The organism is Flavobacterium panacis, from assembly GCF_024649945.1.
Classification (GTDB): domain Bacteria; phylum Bacteroidota; class Bacteroidia; order Flavobacteriales; family Flavobacteriaceae; genus Flavobacterium; species Flavobacterium panacis.
In genome coordinates this window covers 113545-135237 of sequence record NZ_JANKMS010000014.1, presented here as the reverse complement: position 1 = coordinate 135237, position 21693 = coordinate 113545, and the positions used below count along the sequence as shown (strand labels likewise).

General features: G+C 32.5%; 22 protein-coding genes. 13 read left to right on the top strand and 9 right to left on the bottom strand.

Annotated features, from left to right (window positions below; translation table 11 throughout):
- Positions 1-11 precede the first annotated feature (11 nt).
- Positions 12-392, bottom strand: coding sequence for an ankyrin repeat domain-containing protein (locus NQQ59_RS23205; protein WP_144212445.1), 381 nt, complete (start codon positions 390-392; stop codon positions 12-14).
- 346 nt (positions 393-738) lie between these two features.
- Here NQQ59_RS23205 and NQQ59_RS23200 point away from each other — a divergent pair, with 346 nt between their 5' ends.
- Complete coding sequence (locus NQQ59_RS23200; protein WP_144212443.1) at positions 739-1275, top strand: SRPBCC family protein; 537 nt, start codon at positions 739-741, stop codon at positions 1273-1275.
- A gap of 68 nt (positions 1276-1343) precedes the next feature.
- Here the strand turns inward: NQQ59_RS23200 and NQQ59_RS23195 are convergent, their stop codons facing one another.
- The 6 genes from NQQ59_RS23195 to NQQ59_RS23170 all read right to left on the bottom strand — a co-directional run bounded on the left by NQQ59_RS23195 (position 1344) and on the right by NQQ59_RS23170 (position 6947).
- Entirely contained in the window at positions 1344-1724 is a 381-nt protein-coding gene (locus NQQ59_RS23195; RefSeq protein WP_144212441.1) for an ankyrin repeat domain-containing protein, read from the bottom strand.
- 154 nt (positions 1725-1878) lie between these two features.
- Positions 1879-3006: a glycoside hydrolase family 26 protein gene (locus tag NQQ59_RS23190; protein ID WP_144212439.1), complete on the bottom strand. Its 1128-nt coding sequence runs from the start codon at positions 3004-3006 to the stop codon at positions 1879-1881.
- 31 nt (positions 3007-3037) lie between these two features.
- Entirely contained in the window at positions 3038-3991 is a 954-nt protein-coding gene (locus NQQ59_RS23185) for a phosphoribosylaminoimidazolesuccinocarboxamide synthase (protein ID WP_144212437.1), read from the bottom strand.
- Positions 3992-4348: 357 nt separating this feature from the next.
- Entirely contained in the window at positions 4349-5173 is an 825-nt protein-coding gene (locus NQQ59_RS23180; RefSeq protein WP_257698446.1) for a Cof-type HAD-IIB family hydrolase, read from the bottom strand.
- Positions 5174-5342: 169 nt separating this feature from the next.
- Positions 5343-5852, bottom strand: a complete 510-nt coding sequence (locus tag NQQ59_RS23175; protein WP_257698445.1) for a hypothetical protein — start codon at positions 5850-5852, stop codon at positions 5343-5345.
- 144 nt (positions 5853-5996) lie between these two features.
- A complete protein-coding gene (locus tag NQQ59_RS23170) occupies positions 5997-6947 on the bottom strand; it encodes a PhoH family protein (protein WP_144212431.1) in 951 nt (316 codons plus the stop codon).
- A 264-nt stretch (positions 6948-7211) separates the two neighbouring features.
- Here NQQ59_RS23170 and NQQ59_RS23165 point away from each other — a divergent pair, with 264 nt between their 5' ends.
- The 7 genes from NQQ59_RS23165 (at position 7212) to NQQ59_RS23135 (ending at position 13641) form a co-directional block, all read left to right on the top strand.
- Complete coding sequence (locus NQQ59_RS23165) at positions 7212-8039, top strand: SAM hydrolase/SAM-dependent halogenase family protein (RefSeq protein ID WP_144212429.1); 828 nt, start codon at positions 7212-7214, stop codon at positions 8037-8039.
- A 38-nt stretch (positions 8040-8077) separates the two neighbouring features.
- Positions 8078-8596 carry a hypothetical protein gene (locus tag NQQ59_RS23160; protein ID WP_144212427.1) on the top strand — a complete coding sequence of 173 codons (519 nt, stop codon included), beginning with the start codon at positions 8078-8080 and terminating at the stop codon, positions 8594-8596.
- A gap of 115 nt (positions 8597-8711) precedes the next feature.
- Positions 8712-9008: a putative quinol monooxygenase gene (locus NQQ59_RS23155; protein ID WP_144212425.1), complete on the top strand. Its 297-nt coding sequence runs from the start codon at positions 8712-8714 to the stop codon at positions 9006-9008.
- A gap of 61 nt (positions 9009-9069) precedes the next feature.
- Positions 9070-9798 (top strand): gliding motility-associated ABC transporter permease subunit GldF, encoded by a 729-nt coding sequence (gldF, locus tag NQQ59_RS23150; RefSeq protein WP_144212422.1) that lies wholly within the window; start codon positions 9070-9072, stop codon positions 9796-9798.
- Positions 9798-11483, top strand: coding sequence for a gliding motility-associated ABC transporter substrate-binding protein GldG (gene gldG, locus NQQ59_RS23145; protein ID WP_144212420.1), 1686 nt, complete (start codon positions 9798-9800; stop codon positions 11481-11483). The genes gldF and gldG overlap by 1 nt, the downstream gene beginning before the upstream one ends.
- A 75-nt stretch (positions 11484-11558) precedes the next feature.
- Entirely contained in the window at positions 11559-12677 is a 1119-nt protein-coding gene (gene dnaN / locus NQQ59_RS23140) for a DNA polymerase III subunit beta (RefSeq protein ID WP_144212418.1), read from the top strand.
- 334 nt (positions 12678-13011) lie between these two features.
- Positions 13012-13641 (top strand): DsbA family oxidoreductase, encoded by a 630-nt coding sequence (locus NQQ59_RS23135; protein WP_144212416.1) that lies wholly within the window; start codon positions 13012-13014, stop codon positions 13639-13641.
- 87 nt (positions 13642-13728) lie between these two features.
- Here NQQ59_RS23135 and NQQ59_RS23130 read toward each other — a convergent pair whose 3' ends face one another.
- The gene (locus NQQ59_RS23130) at positions 13729-13860 is read right to left on the bottom strand and encodes a hypothetical protein (RefSeq protein ID WP_255596598.1); all 132 of its coding nucleotides are present in this window, start codon (positions 13858-13860) and stop codon (positions 13729-13731) included.
- 211 nt (positions 13861-14071) lie between these two features.
- Here NQQ59_RS23130 and NQQ59_RS23125 point away from each other — a divergent pair, with 211 nt between their 5' ends.
- From NQQ59_RS23125 to pdeM, 5 genes are read left to right on the top strand one after another with little or no spacing between them, the layout of a single operon-like run.
- A complete protein-coding gene (locus NQQ59_RS23125; protein ID WP_144212413.1) occupies positions 14072-14386 on the top strand; it encodes a hypothetical protein in 315 nt (104 codons plus the stop codon).
- Positions 14387-14446: 60 nt separating this feature from the next.
- Positions 14447-15451: a ligase-associated DNA damage response exonuclease gene (locus tag NQQ59_RS23120; protein WP_144212411.1), complete on the top strand. Its 1005-nt coding sequence runs from the start codon at positions 14447-14449 to the stop codon at positions 15449-15451.
- A gap of 52 nt (positions 15452-15503) precedes the next feature.
- Entirely contained in the window at positions 15504-17105 is a 1602-nt protein-coding gene (locus tag NQQ59_RS23115) for an ATP-dependent DNA ligase (RefSeq protein WP_144212409.1), read from the top strand.
- Positions 17106-19565 (top strand): ligase-associated DNA damage response DEXH box helicase, encoded by a 2460-nt coding sequence (locus NQQ59_RS23110; protein ID WP_144212407.1) that lies wholly within the window; start codon positions 17106-17108, stop codon positions 19563-19565. It begins immediately after the preceding gene.
- A gap of 6 nt (positions 19566-19571) precedes the next feature.
- Entirely contained in the window at positions 19572-20210 is a 639-nt protein-coding gene (pdeM, locus tag NQQ59_RS23105) for a ligase-associated DNA damage response endonuclease PdeM (RefSeq protein WP_144212405.1), read from the top strand.
- 352 nt (positions 20211-20562) lie between these two features.
- On the opposite strand, the gene NQQ59_RS23100 is transcribed toward pdeM, so the two are convergent.
- Positions 20563-21693, bottom strand: coding sequence for an efflux RND transporter periplasmic adaptor subunit (locus NQQ59_RS23100; protein ID WP_144212403.1), 1131 nt, complete (start codon positions 21691-21693; stop codon positions 20563-20565).

The following is a 21693-nucleotide window of genomic DNA, read 5'->3' as shown; positions in this document are numbered from 1 at the left end:
CTGTTTTCTGTTTATCTCAACTCCTTCAGAATAACAATAGATTCTGAAGCATTTGATAATTCCGCATATTTTAAAGCAGTATATCCTTTTTCATTTTTCAAATTAGGACGCGCTCCATTTGCCAATAAAACTTTAAGAATTTCATGCTTGTTGTAACGTGCTGCAATCATTAAAGGTGTAAGATCTTCAGACATTTGATTTACATCTGCCCCGTATTCAATAAACTTTTTAACTGTTTCCAAATCCCCTTTGCTGATTGCAACGTTTAATGGATTTGCAGCATAACCTGTATACTCAACTGGATTTTTAACAGTTGAAACTTCGTTTGAAGCCATTGCTACATTTCCAAATGCAACTAAGGCAAGTCCTAAATAAATAACTGATTTTTTCATAATAATTGATTGTTGTTAAATGATTGATGATGATGATTTTTATTACAATGTAAAAGTAATCTTAATTTTATTATTATGTATAACAAAGTACCATGTTTTAACCAATTCTTAACAGTTACTTAATAAATACACAATAGAAGCATCTTAATGTTAGCAATTTCATTGTTTCAGTATAATAGACGTCAGAAAATATCAAATGTTACAATAATTGAGAAAAAAAAGTAAATTTTATTTCTTCATTCTTTTTAAAGCTGAATGCAAATGCAATTCGGTTTTTTTTAACTTTACTGTAAGAATAAAACTATTTTGTATCTATTATTCAACTATAACCTTAAAAACCAGTATTATGCTTATTATCAAAAGAATTCTTATCGTATTAATTTTGATCATTTCAATTGTATTAATTGCTGCTTATTTTATGCCTAAAGAATATGTTGTAGAAAGGGAAATCACAATTAATAAACCTGCTGACAGTATCTTTAATTATGTTAAATCATTAAAAAATCAGAATGAGTTTAGCGTTTGGGCTAATATTGATCCTAAAATGAAAGTGAGTTACAAAGGAACTGATGGTGCTGTAGGTTCACTATCGAGTTGGGAAAGTAACATAAAAGAAGTTGGTGTTGGTGAACAGGAAATAACCAAAATTACAGAAAACAGAAGAATTGATTTTGCTCTCAGATTCAAAAAACCAATGGAAGACACGGCTGTGGGTTTTATGTCAACTGAACCAGTTTCAACAAATCAAACAAAAGTGAAATGGGGAATTAGCGGTGTTATTCCCTATCCTACAAATATCATGCTTCCTATGTTAAAAATGGATCAAATGATTGGAAACGATCTTCAAAAAGGTCTTGAAAATCTAAAAGATAAAATGGAGTAATTCTTTTTAAAATAAGTAAAGTGCAATTCAACTAAGAATTGCACTTTACTATTTCAAAGACTTTTCAGTTATTTTTTCAAGTTCTTTAAAATAACAACAGCGTCTGTTGCTTTTCCATACTCCGCATATTTCAAAGCTGTAAATCCATGTCCGTTTTCAATTGAAGCATCTGCACCGTTGGCTAATAAAATTCGAACAATTTCACAATGATTAAATCGCGCTGCTACCATTAACGGAGTCATATTATTAACCATTTTATTGATGTTGGTTCCGTACATTATAAATTTCTTTACGGCTTCTACATCTCCTTTGCTAATTGCAAGATGTAATGGAGATTTCCCAAAAGCTGAATACTCAACTTGATTTTCAATTTTTATTCTTGAAATTGATGTTGCTGATGCGTTTGCAAAGACAAAAATTGCACTTAAAATAATTACTGTTTTTTTCATAATGATTGATTGTTTGTTAATTGATTGATGATGATGATTTCTTATTAGACGACAAACAATGTCATTTCGTTGCATCATTTCGAAAAAAAAACAAAAAAAAACGCAATTCAAGCAAAATTGAATTGCGTCATTATAAATCGCAGTATATTTAAGTTTAGAATTTTGCGGTGTAAATCTTTTTAAGATCCTTCTCAAACAAAGTAAACGGATCATTATAAAATTTTATAAAATCATTTTCGCTTATTTGTCCCGGAAATGGCGCATAATAATGCGTCGGACTTGTATTGTCGTTTCTCCAAACTAATATATAAGCCAATTTTAAGTCATTGGATTTTAGTGTTTTCAACAAGACTTCTGTCCACCATTTTTCATTTGGAATAGATTCTAAACCTGTTTCTGTAAATGCTGCTAGTTTTTTCTTTTTCTCTCCTAGATTTGATATTATTTGAAGCTTTTTTAGACCTGCTTCTAAATCATATTTCCCATCACGACCAAAATCGCCATAGTTATCCATTCCAAATAAATCAACATATTGATCACCTGGATATCGTTCTAAATATTCTTCTTCCGAATTGAATTGATTGTCTGGAGAAAAAGCGTAAATAAAATTATGAACTCCCAAAGTATCTTTCAAATAGGACACTGTAAATTGCCAGACTTCAATAAAATCTTCTCGTGAAGTATGTGATTTTCCCCACCAAAACCAATCCCCATCAAATTCGTGGAAAGGTCTGAAAATCATAGGAGAAAGTGTTCCGTTTTTTGCTTTTACAGAATGAGCAAAATCAGCTATTGTTTTTAAGATTTCTTTATATTGTTCGTGATGAGAGCCACCTGGTTTTATCAAAGCCATTGAAGCAGTTGCAACGCTGTCTTTCCAATAAAAATCACCACCAGAAACAGGATTATTAAAATGCCAAGAAACAGTTGTGATTCCACCTCGTTCATAAGTGTCTACAACATTCTTCCTTAAAGTTGTTTTAGCATTTTCAATTTGTTCTTTAGATTGTCCTGAAAAATCACTAAAATCAATTCCAACAACAGCAGGATGCGAACCCGTAACCAATTTCACATCAGATTTATTTGGCTCGTTACTCCATCCATGACCGTATTCTAAAGCATGCTGATGACCAAAAAGAATATGACTCTTTGAAATAGTTTTTAAATTCTGGTAAAGGTTCTTAGTTTCTTTTGTTGCATTTCTATCAATTTGCGCCAAAAGAAAATGCCCTGCTGTAAGACATACAAATAACAGGGCATTTTTTTTCGTTATAACATTCATGGTTTAAATAATTAGTTTAAACCCGAAATTACTATTTTGAAGAAAGGTAATCTAATACGTTTTTTTCAATACGTTGATCAATATTGTCAATATCTGCTTTTACAAACTTCTCTCCTAAAATATTCTCGTATAATTCGATGTATCTTTCAGAAACAGATTCAATATATTCGTCTGACATATCTGGAATCACCTGTCCTTCTTGCCCTTGGAAACCATTTTCGATCAACCAACGACGAACAAATTCTTTAGATAATTGTTTTTGCTCCTCTCCTTTTTCTTGTCTTTCAGCATATCCTTCAGCATAAAAATATCGAGAAGAATCTGGAGTATGAATTTCGTCAATTAAAACGATAACACCGTCTTTTGTTTTTCCGAATTCATATTTTGTATCTACTAAAATTAATCCGCGAGAAGCAGCAATTTCAGTTCCTCTTTGAAATAAAGCACGAGTATATTTTTCTAAAACTAAATAATCTTCTTCAGAAACAATTCCTTTCGCTAAAATATCTTCACGAGAAATATCTTCGTCATGAGAACCATTATCAGCTTTTGTAGTTGGTGTAATAATTGGTTCAGGAAATTTATCATTTTCTTTTAAACCTTCAGCCATCGTCACACCGCAAATTTGTCTTCTACCAGCTGCATATTCACGAGACGCGTGTCCAGACAAATAACCGCGAATTACCATTTCTACTTTAAAAGGCTCACATAAATGTCCAACAGCAACACTTGGATCTGGAGTTGCAATCAACCAGTTTGGAACGATATCTTGTGTCAATTCCATAAATTTAGTTGCAATCTGATTTAGGATTTGTCCTTTGTACGGAATCCCTTTTGGCAAAACCACATCAAACGCCGAAAGTCTATCGGTTGCTACCATTACCAAAAGTTCGTCGTTGATATTATAAACTTCTCTAACTTTTCCGCGGTAAACTGATTTCTGATTCGGGAAATTAAAATTTGTAGTTGTGATTGTATTGCTCATTTTGTTGTGTTGTTTTTTATGAATGCAAATTTAAAATTATTTCACAGAGTTACACCATGAAAATGAAGAGAATCTGAGATTTGTCTTTTTGCCACGAATTACACCAATTTTCACTAATTTTTAATGAGGATAAATTAATTTATTGCTACAAAGTTATCGTCAACAAATTAATAAGTAATTTGCGGAAATTTGCGAAATTAGCGGTTAAAAACACTAAGTTTTTTATGCGAAATCTGATACTTTTATTTTACCACAAATTACGCAGATTTCCACAAATTATTACTTTGAAAGCAATCCAGGTCATGATTATTTTAAATAAAAATTCGTGAAAATTCGTGAAATTCGTGGCTAAAGAAATTAAACTAATTCTTTATCCAAAATTCTAGATGCAATATATTTTGCGACTCCGTCTTCTGCATTTGTTTTAATTACTTCCAAATCTGAAAGTTCTTCTTTTAGAGAAGCTGGCGCATTTCCCATAATTAAACCTTTTCCTGAAGCAGAAAGCATTTGAACATCATTGTAACCATCTCCAAAAGAAACTGCTTCTTGCAATGTAAAACCTTCTTTTTCTAAAACTCTTTCAATAGAAACTGCTTTATCAATAGATTTATCCATGAATTCCAAACAAGTCGGCAAACTGAAAGCATGGTGCAGATGTTCTGAAGAATTAGCTAAAATAGCATCTTTTAATTTTACTAATTTTTCATGATCCGGACAAGAGAAGAAAATTTTAATCGATGAAAAATCTTCAAGTGTTTTATAATCGACTAATTCTGGATGATATTTTAATTCTTCTTGAAAAGAATTTAGTTTTTCGTTCCATTTATTAGTCTGCCAAATATTTTCTTTAAATAAAACGACTGTAATTTCTGGATCGATTTCTACGTTTAAAGCTGCTTTAACAACATCGCTGTCTAAATTAAAGGAGAAAAGTTCTTCTTTATTAGGTGAATGAATTCTGGCTCCGTTTGAACTTACTAAATAAACAGGAATTTCCAATTTATCAATTATAGCCATCGCGTCCAAATGATGACGACCTGTAGCTACAACAATAAGATAACCTTGATTGTGAAGTTCTTGAAAAATGGATTTAGTATAATCTGAAATTCTGTGTTGTGGGTTAAGTAAAGTTCCGTCAAGGTCACTTACTATAACTTTTATATTTTTAAGTTTTGTCATATTAATATTCAATAGGTATGATTGCAAATTTACGCTTTTGAGCTCGAAAGAACAAAGTTTAGGCTATTTGAGCGCTTACAATAAGGGAAGTTTATTATTTATTTAACTATTTCATCAAATATCTTTACATCTATTTCCTGTTTCATTTTCTAAAAAGAAAATTTTAAAATTAGTTTCGATGTTTTCTGATTTTTGGTGTTTTGGCAAATTCAATTCTTAAACTATCAGAGCATTTTGAATCTTTTATTTTATAAATCAATGAATCATTTTTAATATAAAATACTTCTTTTGTAAATACACAAAAAGAGCCCCCCGTATCAGGTTCACAATTTGGAACTGTTACCATTCGTTTTTTATCTTTTCTCTCATAAAAGCCGCAATCAATGAAAGGAAACGCTATATAACAAGTGTCTATTTTAATGCTTGTTAATTCTACAGAATCTCCTTTTGTTTTCCAATTTCCTCTGGAAAACACTCTCCAATCACATCCTGCCGCGGTGTAAACAAATGTATTATCGCTATTGATTTTTAATTTTGTTTCATTGGGAATTATATATTCAGTGTCATTCCAAACTCCTAAAAATTTATTTAAAGGTTCTTCACTTTTATTTTTAGATTCATTTTTTTTACATGAAATTAAACAAATCAATATCAGCAATAGAAAACAATTGTTTTTCATTTATCACAATTCCATTAATTATTTAAATATTCTTTCAAAAAAATATTCGTTTTGCACCTTTTCTTAAAAACGCACAAAACGAATATTAATAAATGTTAAAACACAATTCACGATTTACATTTAACATTTGACTAAATTTATTTTTTAATCGTGATTCTCAATTTGTTTATAAGCATCGATTACCTTTTTAACCAATCTGTGACGTACAATATCTTTATCATCTAGATAAATAATTCCGATGCCTTCAATGTCTTTCAGAACCAAAATAGCTTCTTTAAGACCAGAAATAGTTCTTCTTGGTAAATCGACCTGTCCAGGATCACCTGTAATCATAAATTTGGCGTTTTTTCCCATACGGGTCAAAAACATTTTCATTTGTGAGTGTGTGGTGTTTTGTGCTTCATCAAGGATTACAAAAGCATTGTCCAATGTACGTCCACGCATAAAAGCAAGCGGCGCAATCTGAATAATTCCTTTCAAAATATAATCCTCTAGTTTTTCGTTCGGAAGCATGTCACGCAACGCATCATAAAGTGGCTGCATGTAAGGATCCAGTTTTTCTTTCATATCTCCAGGAAGAAAACCAAGATTTTCGCCGGCTTCTACTGCAGGACGCGTCAGAATGATCCTTTTAACTTCTTTATCTTTTAGCATTTTAACCGCCATAGCGACACCGGTATAGGTTTTTCCGGTTCCAGCAGGACCAATAGCAAAGACCATATCGTTTTTCTTGATCGTGTCAACCAACAATTGCTGATTTGGCGTCATTGCCTTGATAATCTTACCGCCAACACCATGAACTAAGATTTTGTCATGATCGTAAGCTCTTTTTTCTTCTTGGCCATCACTCATGATTACACGTTCAATTACATTATCATCAATGTTATTGTAACGTGTAAAATGAAGCATTAATCGTTGAAATCTTTTTTCGAATTCGTCTAAAACTTCTTTTTCGCCAAATGCTTTTAAAGTTGTCCCTCGCGCTACGATTTTAAGCTTCGGGTAGTACTTTTTAATGATTTCTAAATGGCTGTCCTGCGCGCCCCAAAATTCTTTTGGTGCAATATCTACTAGCTCGATTATTCTTTCGTTCAAATGAAGTAGTTTTAAATTAAAATAATTCCTTTTACTATTTAGTGGTTGTCGGGTCTTTTTTAAGTCGCAGTACTCAGTCGCAGTTTTCAGTTTTTATTTCTCAAACTTAAATTGGTGTTTCTGAATATTGTAACAAACAAATGCTTTAAAAAACACAATTTGTCTTTTCTTTCTTTCAATTTGTGTTTACTATTAATTAGCTTTGCATTTCTCAAATTTAATGAAATTTAGATTTAAATACTATCAATAGTTATAAACAAAATTATGTCAATAATTACCCTTACTACAGACTACGGCTTGAAAGATCACTTTGTGGGATCGCTGAAGGGTAAAATACTTTCTGAAAATCCAGAGGTTCAAATAATTGACATTTCTCATGACATTGATCCCTTTAATACTGCCGAAGCGAGTTACATTATTGGCGCTTCTTATATGAGCTTCCCAAAAGGAACTGTGCACTTAATTGGCGTCGATATTGAACGCAACAAAGAGAACCAGCATATCGCTATGCAATGGAATGATCATTACTTTATTTGCGCTGATAATGGAATCTTAAGCATGCTTACGCAGAAAATAGTTCCTCAGAAAATTGTAGCCATTAATATCCACGATCGTTTCCCAATTGAAGCTACAGATTTGGATATTTTTATTCAGGTTGCTTCACATTTGGCTAAAGGCGGTTTATTGAATGTAATTGGAAAAGAAATAACTTCTATAAAAGAAGCAACCGAATTGCAGCCTATTGTGGCAGATGACGGAAATTCTCTAAAAGGGTATATTATTTACATTGATCATTTCGGAAACGTCGTTACCAATATTTCTAAAAAGCAATTTCTGGAGATTTCGCGTGGACGTCCGTATGAAATCCTGATGAAACCTAAAAACATCAAAACGATTCTTCCTAATTATTCGGCAATTGCAACTTCAGATAAATATCCGATAAAAACATATGAAGGAGAAAAATTGGCAATTTTCAACGAAGCTGGTTTTTTAGAAATCGCTATTTTTAGAAGTAATCCTTCTAAAGTGGGTTCTGCAAATAGTTTGTTAGGCTTGAATTATCGTGATGTAATTACGATTAAGTTTTCTTAGTTTTTAAAATAAATCATTTCACTTCAATAAGAAATCTAGTGACGAAAATTAAAGATGTAAATCAAGGTGATCTTTTAACATTCATTAACGAAGAAAACAAATATAAAATTCTTCTTTGCACTAATGTATATAAGGATCGGAGTCCACAAAATTTTACTTTTTGCCTTTTAGATTATAATAAAACAGAAAAACCAACACTGGATGATATCAAAAATTTGAACTTTTTTGGTGTAGGTAATATGACTAAGAAAAACTTGTACAATTATTCAGAACAGGAATTAGAAAAAATGTGGTTTTTACATCCTGAAATAAAACCATGTCTTTTAGGTTCTTGCTCATTGGTAATCTGGCGAAAAGATTTTATGACATTTCGTGACAATTTAGAATTTATCGGTAATCTGGAAATTCTTCCAAACATTAATAGAAATGGAAATTGTGGTATAAATGCAAGCGATTGGGATTTTCTAAAAAGTTTTCATGGTGAAAAACTGCAGCAATTTGTTGATGAAAGAGATCAAAAACTTTTCAATTTAAATGCCATAATTAAGACAACTTAGTCACTCAAAATGATTTTTTGCAATAAATGATCCTTTAAAAGAAAAACAAGAATCAAATTTGGTATTTTTGCGCACCTGTAAGGCTTTATGCTTTCAAAAATCTAAAATAACCAATATGTTTGTTAGAATAGTAAAAATGAGTTTTCACGAAGAAAAAATCCCTGATTTTCTAGAGAATTTTAAATCTGTGAAAGAGAAAATACGAAATACAGAAGGAAATCGTTTTTTAGAATTGTATCAGGACAAAAATGACAAATGCATCTTTTTTACTTACAGCTATTGGGAAAGCGAAGAAGATTTGGAAAATTATAGAAATTCTGAACTTTTTAATACTGTTTGGGATTTTACAAAGAAATTATTCAATGCAAAACCAGAAGCGTGGAGCGTTGATAAATTAATAAGTTTAAAATAGTTTCAAGTTTCACGTTATGCGACAACTTGAAACCTGAAACAATAAATAACAAAAAACAAGAATGAAATCAATCATTTTAAGAGAAATAAAATCCTTTTTTGGCTCTCCAATCGGCTATTTGGTCATTGCGATTTTCTTAATCAGCAATGGACTATTTTTATGGGTATTTGAAGGAGATTATAATATCCTAAACTCAGGTTATGCCGATTTGACTCCATTTTTCACATTGGCACCTTGGATTTTAATTTTCTTAATTCCAGCTGTAACCATGAGAAGTTTCTCTGACGAAAAAAAACAAGGAACTTTAGAGTTGTTATTGACAAAACCTCTATCCATTTGGGAAATCGTAAATGGTAAATTCTTTGGTTCCTTTTTACTGATTATTTTGGCGATTATTCCAACTTTAATTTACGTAAAAGTAATTTCAGATTTAGGTTCGCCAGAAGGCAATATCGACATGGGAAGTACAATTGGTTCTTACTTCGGATTATTGTTTTTAATCGCTTCTTACTCAGCAATCGGAATCTTTACTTCTACTCTATCAGAAAATCAGATTGTGGCTTTTATAATTGCTGTTTTCTTATGCTTTTTCTCCTATTTTGGTTTTGAAGGTTTAAGTTCTTTACTTTCTTCAGATTCAAATAGTTTTATTTCAGTTTTAGGAATGCAGAATCACTTTAAAAGTATGAGTCGTGGCGTAATTGACACGCGAGATGTCGTTTATTTCCTAAGCATCACTATCGCTTTTTTATCATTTACAGTTTATCAATTAAAATCTTTTAAAGCGTAATGAAAGCATCTACAAAGCAAAATCTAAAAACATTAGGCATTACTATATTCATTTTAGTTGTTTTAAATGTACTTGGAACTCTATTTTTTAAGCGTTTTGACTTAACTAAGGACAAACGATATACTCTTTCGCCAACTTCTTTAGGAATCGTAAAACAAGTTACAAATCCGCTGTCTATTAAAATTTACATGGCTGGAGAACTTCCTGCTGACTTTAGACGTTTACAGCAAGAAACCAAACAATTATTAGAAGAATTTCAAGCTTACAATAAAAACATTGTTTTTGAATTTGTTGATCCATTAGAAAATGAAGACGAAAGTGATGCACTTACAAAATCGCTTTTTCAAAAAGGATTAACTCCAGTAAACATTACAGTTGACGACAAAGGAAAACAATCTCAAGCAATGGTTTTTCCTTGGGCAGTTGCGGTTTATAACAATAAAGAAGTAAATATTCCATTATTGAAAAACATAATGGGAGCTTCGACTACGCAAAAAGTGATTGGATCGATTCAACACTTAGAATACTCTATTGCGGATGCCATTAATAAAATCACTAAAAACAAGCAGAAAAAAGTTGCTATTTTAAGAGGTAACGGCGAGTTGAAAGAAATTCATATCGCTAAGATGCTAATGCAGATTAAAGAAAGTTATTATATCGGACCTTTCACATTAGACTCTGTTGCAAAAGATCCAAACGGAACTTTAAACGCACTTAAAAAATATGATTTAGCGATTATTTCAAAACCAACAGAAAAATTCTCTGATGAAGAAAAAGAAGTCCTAGATCAGTTTATTATGAATGGCGGTAAAACACTTTGGTTAGTTGACCAAGTGGCTGCCGATATGGACAGTTTATATAATGATGCTGGTGCAACTTTGGCTTATCCAAGAGATTTGAATTTGAATGATATGTTCTTCAAGTACGGTTTCAGAATTAATCCTGATTTAGTAAAAGATGAACTAGGAACTCCAATAAAACTGGCAACTGGCGAACAAGGAAGCGCAACACAATATCAGGATTTTGTATGGAAATTTGCTCCACAAGTTTTTCCAACAAGTCAGCATCCAATTGTAAAAAATCTTGGCGGAATCAAATTTGATTTTGCAAGTCCAATTGATACTTTAAAAAATGGTATTAAGAAAACCGTTTTACTACAATCTTCTCAATATTCAAAAACCATTGGTTCGCCTGCGGAAATCAGTTTGAACATGGTAACTGAAAAAACAACACCGCAAGATTATGTAAATAAAGGAAATCTTCCGATGGCAGTTTTATTAGAAGGTTCTTTTCATTCTGCTTTTGAAAATAGAGTTTTACCTTTTAAAGACAATTCTTTTACAGCAAAAGGAAAACCAAACAAAATGATTGTTGTTTCTGATGGAGATATTGCAAGAAATCAATTAGACAAAAACAGAATGCCTGTTGAATTAGGCTACGATCAAAGAACCGGAAATCTTTACGACAATAAAGACTTCATCATGAATTGTATCAATTATCTTCTTGATGATACTGGACTTATTAACATTAGAAGTAAAGATGTAGAGCTGCCTTTATTAGACAAAGAAAAAGTTTACCAAAGCTACAGCATGACACAATTCATAACTATCGGAGTTCCAATTCTAATTTTATTGGTTTTCGGACTTGTTTTCACATTTTTAAGAAAAAAGGCCTACAGTAAGTAGATGTTAATAAAAAAATGTAATACTTTGGATAGTTTAAGATATATTTGTAAACCTTATATTTAGAAAATAAAACAGATGAAATTTATAGTATCGAGTTCGTACTTATTAAAACAATTACAAGTTTTAGGTAGTGTAATCAATAGTAATAATACGTTGCCAATTTTAGACAACTTCTTATTTGAACTAAACAATAATGAGTTAACAGTTTCAGCATCAGATCTTGAAACAACTATGTCGGCTACATTATCGATCGATTCTACAAGTAAAGGAAGCGTTGCAGTTCCTGCAAAACTTTTGCTTGAAATTTTAAAAACTTTCCCAGAACAGCCTTTAACTTTTACTGTTGAAGATAACAACACAGTAGAAATCAGTTCTAATTCCGGTAAATACGCATTAGCTTACGCTGCAGGAGAAGAATTTCCTAAAGCAGTAAGTCTTGAAGATCCATCTGTAACACTTGTTCCGGCAGAAGTTCTAGCAACTGCGGTAAGCAAAACTATTTTCGCAGCAGGAAATGATGATTTGCGTCCAGTAATGTCTGGAGTTTTCTTCCAGTTTTCACCAGAAGGATTAATTTTCGTTGCAACAGATGCTCATAAATTAGTAAAATATGCTCGTACAGATGTAAAAGCTTCTCAAGTAGCAGATTTTATTATGCCTAAAAAACCTTTAAACATTTTAAAAAGTATTTTAGGAAGTTCAGATGCTGAAGTAAAAATCGAATACAACGATTCAAATGCGACTTTCTCATTTGACAATTATATTTTAATGTGTCGTTTAATTGATGGAAAATACCCTAACTATGAAGCGGTAATTCCAAAAGAAAATCCAAACAAATTAATGATTGACCGTTCTTTATTTTTAAGTTCAGTTAAGCGTGTTGCGATTTTCTCTAACAAAACTACACACCAAATTCGTTTGAAAATTGCTGGAGCTGAATTAAACGTTTCTGCAGAAGACATTGATTACTCAAACAAAGCAGAAGAAAGATTGACTTGTGATTATCAAGGAGATGATCTTCAAATTGGTTTCAACTCTCGTTTCTTAACTGAGATGTTGACTAATTTACAATCTGACATGATTATGCTTGAAATGTCATTACCTAACAGAGCAGGTATTTTAACACCTGTAGATGGTCTAGAAGAAGGAGAAACAGTTACTATGCTTGTAATGCCAGTAATGTTAAATAGTTAACATTAAAGTTTCTTTCTGTTACAGGGATATTTTTTAGTTTTAAATAAAAGATATATCATTGTAAAAAAAAAGATATCGCTATTAACCAACCATTTTTTATACCTAGAAACCGCAATTCCTATAAAGAGTTGCGGTTTTTTATTTTGGTTTATTTTAACCACAAAGACGCAAAGTTCGCAAAGTTTTTTTCTCAAAGCTTTGCGAACTTTGCGCTTTTACTAAATAATCAAAAGTAAAAACCTTGCGTGCTTTGCGGTTAAATAAACACAAAGCATATCAACTTGAAACTTGAAACCTGAAACAAAAAACAACTATTTTCCCCTATCTTTACAATATGAAAATAGAAATTTGGTCGGACATCATGTGTCCATTTTGTTATATCGGAAAAAGACAATTGGAAACTGCTCTTGCGGTGTTTCCTAATGATGAATTTGAAATAGAATGGAAAAGCTTTCAGCTGGATCCAAGTATTACTTCTCAACCTGAAATGGACGTATATACGTTCTTAGCAGAAAGAAAAGGCATGTCAATTGAACAGTCTAAAGAAATGCACAAAGGTGTTGCAGAACGTGCTAAAAGCGTTGGTTTAGATTATAATTTTGACAAGGCAGTAATCTCAAATTCTTTAAATGCGCATCGAATCATTCAATTGGCTAAAACCAAAAATATGGGCGATCGAATGGAAGAAATTTTCTTTAAAGCTTATTTTACAGATGGAGAAGATTTGAACAACGGACTTACTTTAATAAAACTTGCAATCCAAGCTGGTTTAGAAGAAAATGAAATTAGAGAAGTTCTAGAAAGTGATTCTTTATTTTTAAAAGAAGTACAAGCAGATATTAAAGAAGCAGGCGAAATTGGCGTTCAAGGAGTTCCTTTCTTTGTATTTGATCGTAAATATGCTGTTTCTGGTGCTCAGCCAATAGAAACCTTTGTAAAAACAATTCAGGAAGTTCTGAAATAATTTAAAAAACATTAAAAAAAGTAAAAGCGTGCTGTCTACATTTAGACAGCACGCTTTTATATTTAGTTCTTTTCATAAACTAAAAAATTAATGCCCTGCTCTACCTTTAGAATCTGTTGATTTTGTTGTAGTGCTTTTTCCTCTAGAACCAGAAGTTGATTTTTGAGTTTTTCCAGAATCTTTCATTCCAGATTTCGAATCTTTTCTTGAAGTTTCCATAATATATAATTTTTTAAATTATTGATATACAAAGTTGTAAAATAGCAATTACATTAATTTATAGAATTAAACTGGAATTTTACACAATAAATACTAGCAGATAATCAAATCCTGTAAGATTAAAATCAAATCCTATAATCTTTTTAAAGATCTAATTTCCAAATTTGTATAGCTCTAAAAGTTGAAAAATTATTAATCTAAAAAAGCAGCTATGAAAACGAACGCCGAAAATCGACACACTGCAGAATTAAATGATTTTAAATGCAGAAGACCAGATCATATTGATACAGCACATGAAAATGAAGCAATGGATCAAGAATTTACATCTGGACAAGATCCAGATACTAATTATAGAAATCATTGTGATTCTGATGATGATTACGAAATCATAGAAAGTGGTTTAAACCTTGCTGAAGATAATACTCCTTTTTCAACTTATGACGACTCAAATCCTTATGACAGTTATAATTTAGATCATGAAGACAACAAATACGATTGCCCTCCTTACAGAAATTTTGATCATTAAAAAATTATATTTTTCTAATTGTCACATTATCTAATTATCTAATTCCCCTAATTATAAAAAATGAATGTACCCTTATTGCAATTTAATGACAAAGGTATTTATTGCCAGCGAGCAGACGTTTACCTCGATCCGTGGCGTCCTGTAAAAAACGCCATTATCACGCATGGACATTCTGATCACTCCAGATGGGGACATCAAAATTATATTACACATCATACTAATGTTCCCATTATCAAACATCGATTGGGCGAAATTAATGTTACAGGAAAAGACTGGAACGAAACTTTTACCGTAAACGGTGTAAAATTTTCTCTTCATCCTGCTGGACATATTATTGGTTCTGCGCAAATTCGGGTAGAATACAAAGGTGAAATCTGGGTTTTTACAGGCGATTATAAAACAGAAGATGATGGAATTTCAGTTCCTTATGAAGTTATAAAATGCCATTCTTTCATAACAGAATGCACTTTTGGACTTCCCGCTTTTAATTGGGAATCACAAAAAGATGTGATGACAGAAATTAATAACTGGTGGGTCGAAAATCGAGCTGAAGGTAAAACATCAATCCTCATTGGATATTCTTTAGGAAAAGCACAACGCTTATTAAAATATCTTGATCCAAATATTGGAACTATTTACACACATGGCGCAATCGAAAATATGACGAATGTTGTTCGTCCGTTTATTGACTTGCCAGCAACGATTAGGGTAACTCAAGAAACAAAAAAAGAAGATTTACTAGGAAATATTGTGCTAGCTCCACCAAGCGCACACGGAAGTACTTGGATCAGAAAAATGACTCCTTTTGTAACCGGAACGGCAAGCGGATGGATGGCTTTTCGAGGCGCCAGACGAAGACGCGCCGTTGACCGCGGATTTGTAATCAGCGATCACTGCGATTGGAATGGATTACTGGAAAGCATAAAAGCAACTGGTGCCGAAAAAATAATCTGTACACACGGCTATTCTGATATATTTTCAAAATACCTCCGAGAATTAGGTTATGATGCCCGAACAGCACATACGCAATACGAAGGAGAAACAAATGAATCAGACGAAAGTTAAATTCCAAAAAAACAAATTCCAAATTCCAAAATGATCACCCAATACTAAAAAGATGAAAAACTTTGCCGAGCTTATAAAAACCTTAGATAGTTCTAATAAAACATCGGTAAAAGTTGATGCACTGACTAATTATTTTCTGAAAGCAAGTGATGAAGACAAAGTTTGGACTATTGCCATACTTTCGCACCGTCGCCCTCCCCGACCTGTAAATACTACTTTATTGCGTTTATGGGCTAATGAATTAGCCAATATTCCGCTTTGGTTGTTTGAAGAAAGTTATCATATTGTGGGCGATTTGGCTGAAACTATTGCGCTTGTTATTCCGACTACAAAAGAACATTCTGATAAAAGTTTAACCGAATTTCTCCAAGAAATCATCGCTTTAAAAAAGAAAGATGATTTTGAAAAGAAAGAATATCTACAAAGCAATTGGCTGAATCTGAATTATTATGAACGATTCGTTTTCACGAAATTAATTACAGGAAGTTTTAGAATTGGTTTGAGTCAGAAGTTGATGACCCGAGCACTTTCTAAAGCGGAAAATATTGACGAAGACGCATTAGCCTATAAATTAATGGGCGATTGGAATCCGAATACGATTACGTTTCAAGAATTGATTTTGGATGAAAGAAGCAGTGATTATCTTTCAAAACCTTATCCGTTTTATTTGGCTTATCCTATTGAAGGAGAAATTGAAAGTTTAGGAAATCCCGAAGATTGGAGTGCCGAACACAAATGGGATGGAATTCGTTCTCAAACTATTATTCGTGAAAACGAAATTTACATTTGGAGTCGTGGTGAAGAATTAGTAACCGATAAATATCCAGAATTTAATGCTTTCATCGGAATTATTCCGGACGGAACTGTGATCGATGGCGAAATTCTTCCTTTTATAGACAATCAAATCGGAACTTTTAATGATTTGCAAACTAGAATTGGACGAAAAAATGTATCGGCTTCTGTTTTAAAAAACAATCCTGTCATTATAAAAGCTTACGATTTATTGGAATGGCAGGGAAATGATATTAGGAATCTTCCTTATGAAGAACGTCGTACATTATTAGAAGAATTATTTACTTCTTTAATTGGAAAAGATATTCCGTTACAGCTTTCTGAAAGGCTTAATTTTTCAACTTGGGAAGATATTACTAAGGAACGATTGAAATCTCGCGAAATGAAAAGCGAAGGTTTGATGTTAAAACGAAAAGATTCTCCTTATCTCGTTGGAAGAAAAAAAGGAGATTGGTGGAAATGGAAAATCGAACCTTTAACTATAGATGCAGTCCTCACCTACGCCATGCGAGGTCACGGACGAAGATCGAATTTGTTTACCGATTATACTTTTGCACTTTGGCAGGAAAATGAAAACAAGGAACGTGAACTCGTCACTTTCGCGAAAGCGTATTCCGGTTTGACCGATGCCGAATTTAGAATGGTAGACGATTTTATCAAAAAGAATACTTTAGAAAGATTTGGACCTGTTAGAAGTGTAACGCCAAAATTGGTTTTTGAAATTGGTTTTGAAGGAATTGCGCTTTCCAAAAGACATAAAAGCGGCGTTGCAACCCGTTTTCCACGAATTTTAAGATGGCGTCATGATAAAAAAATAGAAGAAGCCAATTCGATAGAAGATTTAAAAAATATGATTTTATAAATGAATAGAGAGCAGTTATTTACAATCGCCAGCAATTGGTTTGAAAGTCAGGGATGGAAACCTTTTCCGTTTCAGACACAAACTTGGACTGCTTTTCTGCAAGGAAAAAATGGTCTTTTAAATGCTCCAACTGGAAGCGGAAAAACCTATGCACTTTGGCTTCCTATTATTCTGAATTACATCAAAGAAAATCCGAATTATAAAAGCAAACATAATCCAGGATTAAAAGCTATTTGGATTACGCCACTGCGTTCATTATCAGTAGAAATAAAACAAGCCGCTGAAAGAGTTTTAACAGATTTAGAAATTCCAATGACCGTTGGAATTCGTTCTGGAGATACTTCCTCGGCAGAAAGAGCCAAACAAAAAGGCAAAATGCCCGATTTATTAATTACAACTCCAGAAAGTCTGCAGTTGCTTTTGGCTTCGAAAGGATATGCCAATACTTTTAAAAATTGTAGTTCGATTGTAATTGATGAATGGCATGAATTACTTGGAACCAAACGTGGTGTTCAAGTTGAATTAGGTTTGTCAAGATTGAAAACAATTTCTAAAAACTTAAGAATCTGGGGAATTTCTGCCACAATTGGAAATTTACAACAAGCACAAGAAGTTTTATTGGGTGTCGATTCTGAAGCTTTCAATAATTCTGTTTTAATTAAAGCTGTAATTCATAAAAAAATAAAAGTAGTTTCTATTATTCCTGAGAAAATGGATACTTATCCGTGGCGCGGACATATGGGATTACATTTAATTGATGAAGCTGCAAAAATTGTAAAAGCAAGTAAAACCACTCTGATTTTTACGAATGTTCGTTCGGCTTGCGAAATTTGGTATCAAAGATTATTAGAAAAATATCCCGAATTTGCTGGAGAAATGGCAATGCATCACGGAAGTATTGATCGCGAAACCAGACTTTGGGTTGAAAATGCTATTCGCAATGAAGAACTAAAAGTCGTTGTGTGTACTTCAAGTTTAGATTTGGGAGTTGATTTTGCTCCTGTTGAATCGATCATTCAGGTTGGAGGCCCAAAAGGAGTTGCTCGTTTTATGCAACGTGCAGGGCGAAGCGGTCACCAACCTGGAAAAGAAAGTGTCATTTATTTTCTAGCCACACATGCAATTGAACTTATAGAAGCTTCTGCCTTAAAAAAAGCGGTTGAAAACAGCGTTATTGAAGATCGTGTTCCGTATTTAAACAGCTGGGATGTTTTGGTGCAATATCTCAATACTTTAGCAGTTTCTGACGGTTTTTTCCCTGATGAAATTTTTAAGGAAGTTCAAGGCACTTTTAGTTATCAAACGATGACAAAAGAAAATTGGAATTGGATTCTCAATTTTATTACCAACGGAAGTCAGAGTCTTCAAGCTTATGATGAATTCAAAAAGGTTGAAATTGACGAAAACGGCTGTTATAAAATCAATAGTCGAATGATTGCTATGCATCATAGAATGCAGATTGGAACCATTGTTGGCGATGCCGTAATGAATGTGAAATTTCTAAGCGGCGGTTATATTGGAACGATTGAAGAATGGTTTATTTCGAAGTTAAAACCTGGTGATACTTTTATTTTTGCAGGAAAAAAACTGGAATTGTTTAAAATCAGAAACATGCAGGTTTTGGTCAAAAAAGCGAGTCCGAAGAAAGAATCCAAAATTGCGAGCTGGATGGGCGGACGTCTGGCTTTATCATCACAAATGAGTGAATTGCTTCGTCAGGAATTGTATCGTGCTAATACTGATAATCTTTCACCAGAATTAAAGGCTTTACAACCTTTATTTCAAAGACAGCGAAAAGAATCAATTGTACCAAGTTCAGATGAATTTTTAATAGAAACTTTTAAAACTCGAGAAGGATTTCATGCTATTTTTTATCCTTTTGAAGGTCGTTTTGTACATGAAGCTCTCGCAAGTTTATTGGCTTTCAGAATTAGTTTACTACAGTCCATTACTTTTTCATTAGCTTATAATGATTATGGATTTGAATTACTTTCGGATCAGGAAATTGATATTGAAGCGGTTTTAGATAATAATTTATTTTCAACGGAATATGTACATCATGACTTGCAGAAAAGTTTAAATTCGACTGAAATGGCTCGAAGAAAATTTAGAGATATTGCTGTAATTGCTGGTTTGGTTTTTACTGGATTTCCTGGAAAAATGGTCAAAACAAAACATTTACAAAGCGGTTCACAATTATTATTTGAGGTTTTTAGGGATTTTGAACCCGATAACTTATTATTGCATCAAGCGTATCGAGAAACATTTGAACATCAGTTAGAAGAAGGCCGTTTGATTTTGGCTTTAGAACGAATTGCTAGTCAAAACATCGTTTTGAAACAATGTTTAAAACCAACGCCTTTCAGTTTTCCAATTATCACAGATCGCTTGCGAGAAAAGCTTTCGAGCGAAACTTTAGCAGAAAGAATTCAGAAAATGACGGCTTCTTACATGAAATAATACTTTATGAAAATTCAAATACAAAACCAAAACTTCGTACTTCATTCAAGCGGTGCTTTATTTTGGGAAGAAAAAAAAATGATAATTATTTCTGATGTGCATTTAGGAAAAATAACTCATTTCAGAAAACATGGAATCGCAATTCCGCAAAACGCAGTTTCAGAAAATTTCAAAAAGATTACCGATATTTTGGAACATTTTCAACCTGAAAAAATCATCTTTTTAGGAGATTTATTTCACAGCTCAATGAACTCTGAATGGGATTTGTTTGAAGAATGGATTTCAAATCACAATCAAGAAACCTATTTAATTGCAGGAAATCACGATATTATTGATCAGAAACATTATTACGAAATTGGAATTCTAGTAGTTGATGTTTTAGAAATCGACGGATTTTTCTTCACACATCATCCGACAGAAAAAGAAGATTTTTTTAATTTTTCAGGACACATTCATCCCGGAATAATCTTGCGCGGATTAGGTATGCAAAGCTTAAAACTGCGTTGCTTTTTTCATAAACCGAATCAAATGATATTGCCTGCTTTTGGAGAATTTACAGGAAAATTTATTTTAAAACCTGAATCGGATCATCTTGTTTATGCGATTGCTGGAAATGAAGTTATTTTGATCAATAAAAACAATTGAAAAAACATATTTATAACATTTGCAAAATTTTAAAACAAATCATCTAAAGTATTAATTAAACAGCAATTAATTGTAAAATTGCCCGAGTTAGCTTTACTATTTTAGTTTTTTTGAATTGCCTCCTGCTTTAGCTGGAGGATCAAAATTTAAATAGTAAAAAGGCTTTAGCCGAAATCGAGATTTTGGCTAAAGCCCTGATGAGTCTCATTTTATAAACCTCCAGCTAAAGCAGGAGGCAATTCAAAATCAAAGCCCCTTTCAAATTGAAACCTTTTTCAAATAAAAAACCCAGTAAAATTTACTTTACTGGGTTTTCGTCATTAATTCTAAATTTGTAATCTGAAATTAATTACTATTGTTCATCATTATTCATTGCTGACATTAAAAGTGTATAAGCATTTTTAATTACAACCTTTGAAGAACTTGAAACTGCATCAGAAGTAATTTGAGTAAAACCTTCATTTTTAACTCCAGATTTCACTTCATTCATCTGAAATTGATTATTTCCAAGATCTGTAAACACATAAAATTTACCTTGCCAGCGCACAACTGCATCATCTGGAACTGTCATTGCTTTTTGATTTTCGATTTCCACTTCAGCATTTACAAAAAGACCTGGTAAAAATGCTGGATTATACGCATTTACTTTACAGATAATTTCTGCTGCTCTGTCTCCATTTAAGCTTTGGTTAATGAAAGCAATTTTAGACGCATATTTCTTATCGTCTGAAGCATTTGTATGCGCCATAACGGTTTGTCCAATTGAAAGTGAAGCCACATCTTTTTCAAACGCATTAAGAGTCAGTACAATGTCTTTTTTATCAATCAATTCAAAAAGCATATCAGTTGGATTTACATATTTCCCGATATTGATATTAACTTTAGAAACCAAACCATTTATTGGCGAAATCACACGAATTGTTTTGCTGATATTCTCAACATTCAATGCTTTCGCATTAATTCCTAGCAAATTTAATTTCTGTTCCAAAGAAGACATTGTAATGCGTTGTGTTCGCATTTCAGTCGTAATTTGTTCCAAAACTTTATCACTTGATGCTTTGTTCAAATTAAGTTCTTTTTGTCTTCTATGTTCATTTTGAGCTAGTTCAAACTTCTCTTTCGCCATTAGATAATCCTGTTGCAACTCAATAAACTGCATGTCTTCTAAAACAGCCAAAATCTGGCCTTTTTGCACATTCATACCTGCAATTAAATTGGTAGTTTTTACATATCCTCCTAACGGAATACTAATGCTGACAACACTTTTTGGCGGCACTGTAACTGTTCCTTGAAGCTGTAAAACTCCTTTTATGTTTTGTAGCGTTGGATTTCCAGTTTGTAAACCAGCATTTTTAATTTGATCGCTTGTCAATTTTATAATGTTAATGCTTTTTACTTCAGCATCTTTCTTTTCTTCGTTTTTCTTGTCGCCGCACGAGAACAATGCTAACGCACCAGCAAACGCTACTATATATTTTTTCAT

Bases quoted from the DNA above. Each gene is read 5' to 3' on its own strand.
- NQQ59_RS23115 (WP_144212409.1), top strand. From the start codon at position 15,504: ATGAAAAACTTTGCCGAGCTTATAAAAACCTTAGATAGTTCTAATAAA.
- NQQ59_RS23135 (WP_144212416.1), top strand. From the start codon at position 13,012: ATGAAAATAGAAATTTGGTCGGACATCATGTGTCCATTTTGTTATATC.
- NQQ59_RS23190 (WP_144212439.1), bottom strand. From the start codon at position 3,006: ATGAATGTTATAACGAAAAAAAATGCCCTGTTATTTGTATGTCTTACA.
- NQQ59_RS23185 (WP_144212437.1), bottom strand. From the start codon at position 3,991: ATGAGCAATACAATCACAACTACAAATTTTAATTTCCCGAATCAGAAA.
- gldG (WP_144212420.1), top strand. From the start codon at position 9,798: ATGAAAGCATCTACAAAGCAAAATCTAAAAACATTAGGCATTACTATA.
- NQQ59_RS23200 (WP_144212443.1), top strand. From the start codon at position 739: ATGCTTATTATCAAAAGAATTCTTATCGTATTAATTTTGATCATTTCA.
- NQQ59_RS23110 (WP_144212407.1), top strand. From the start codon at position 17,106: ATGAATAGAGAGCAGTTATTTACAATCGCCAGCAATTGGTTTGAAAGT.
- NQQ59_RS23165 (WP_144212429.1), top strand. From the start codon at position 7,212: ATGTCAATAATTACCCTTACTACAGACTACGGCTTGAAAGATCACTTT.
- NQQ59_RS23130 (WP_255596598.1), bottom strand. From the start codon at position 13,860: ATGGAAACTTCAAGAAAAGATTCGAAATCTGGAATGAAAGATTCTGGA.
- dnaN (WP_144212418.1), top strand. From the start codon at position 11,559: ATGAAATTTATAGTATCGAGTTCGTACTTATTAAAACAATTACAAGTT.
- NQQ59_RS23155 (WP_144212425.1), top strand. From the start codon at position 8,712: ATGTTTGTTAGAATAGTAAAAATGAGTTTTCACGAAGAAAAAATCCCT.
- NQQ59_RS23180 (WP_257698446.1), bottom strand. From the start codon at position 5,173: ATGACAAAACTTAAAAATATAAAAGTTATAGTAAGTGACCTTGACGGA.
- NQQ59_RS23205 (WP_144212445.1), bottom strand. From the start codon at position 392: ATGAAAAAATCAGTTATTTATTTAGGACTTGCCTTAGTTGCATTTGGA.
- pdeM (WP_144212405.1), top strand. From the start codon at position 19,572: ATGAAAATTCAAATACAAAACCAAAACTTCGTACTTCATTCAAGCGGT.
- gldF (WP_144212422.1), top strand. From the start codon at position 9,070: ATGAAATCAATCATTTTAAGAGAAATAAAATCCTTTTTTGGCTCTCCA.
- NQQ59_RS23125 (WP_144212413.1), top strand. From the start codon at position 14,072: ATGAAAACGAACGCCGAAAATCGACACACTGCAGAATTAAATGATTTT.
- NQQ59_RS23175 (WP_257698445.1), bottom strand. From the start codon at position 5,852: ATGAAAAACAATTGTTTTCTATTGCTGATATTGATTTGTTTAATTTCA.
- NQQ59_RS23120 (WP_144212411.1), top strand. From the start codon at position 14,447: ATGAATGTACCCTTATTGCAATTTAATGACAAAGGTATTTATTGCCAG.
- NQQ59_RS23195 (WP_144212441.1), bottom strand. From the start codon at position 1,724: ATGAAAAAAACAGTAATTATTTTAAGTGCAATTTTTGTCTTTGCAAAC.
- NQQ59_RS23100 (WP_144212403.1), bottom strand. From the start codon at position 21,693: ATGAAAAAATATATAGTAGCGTTTGCTGGTGCGTTAGCATTGTTCTCG.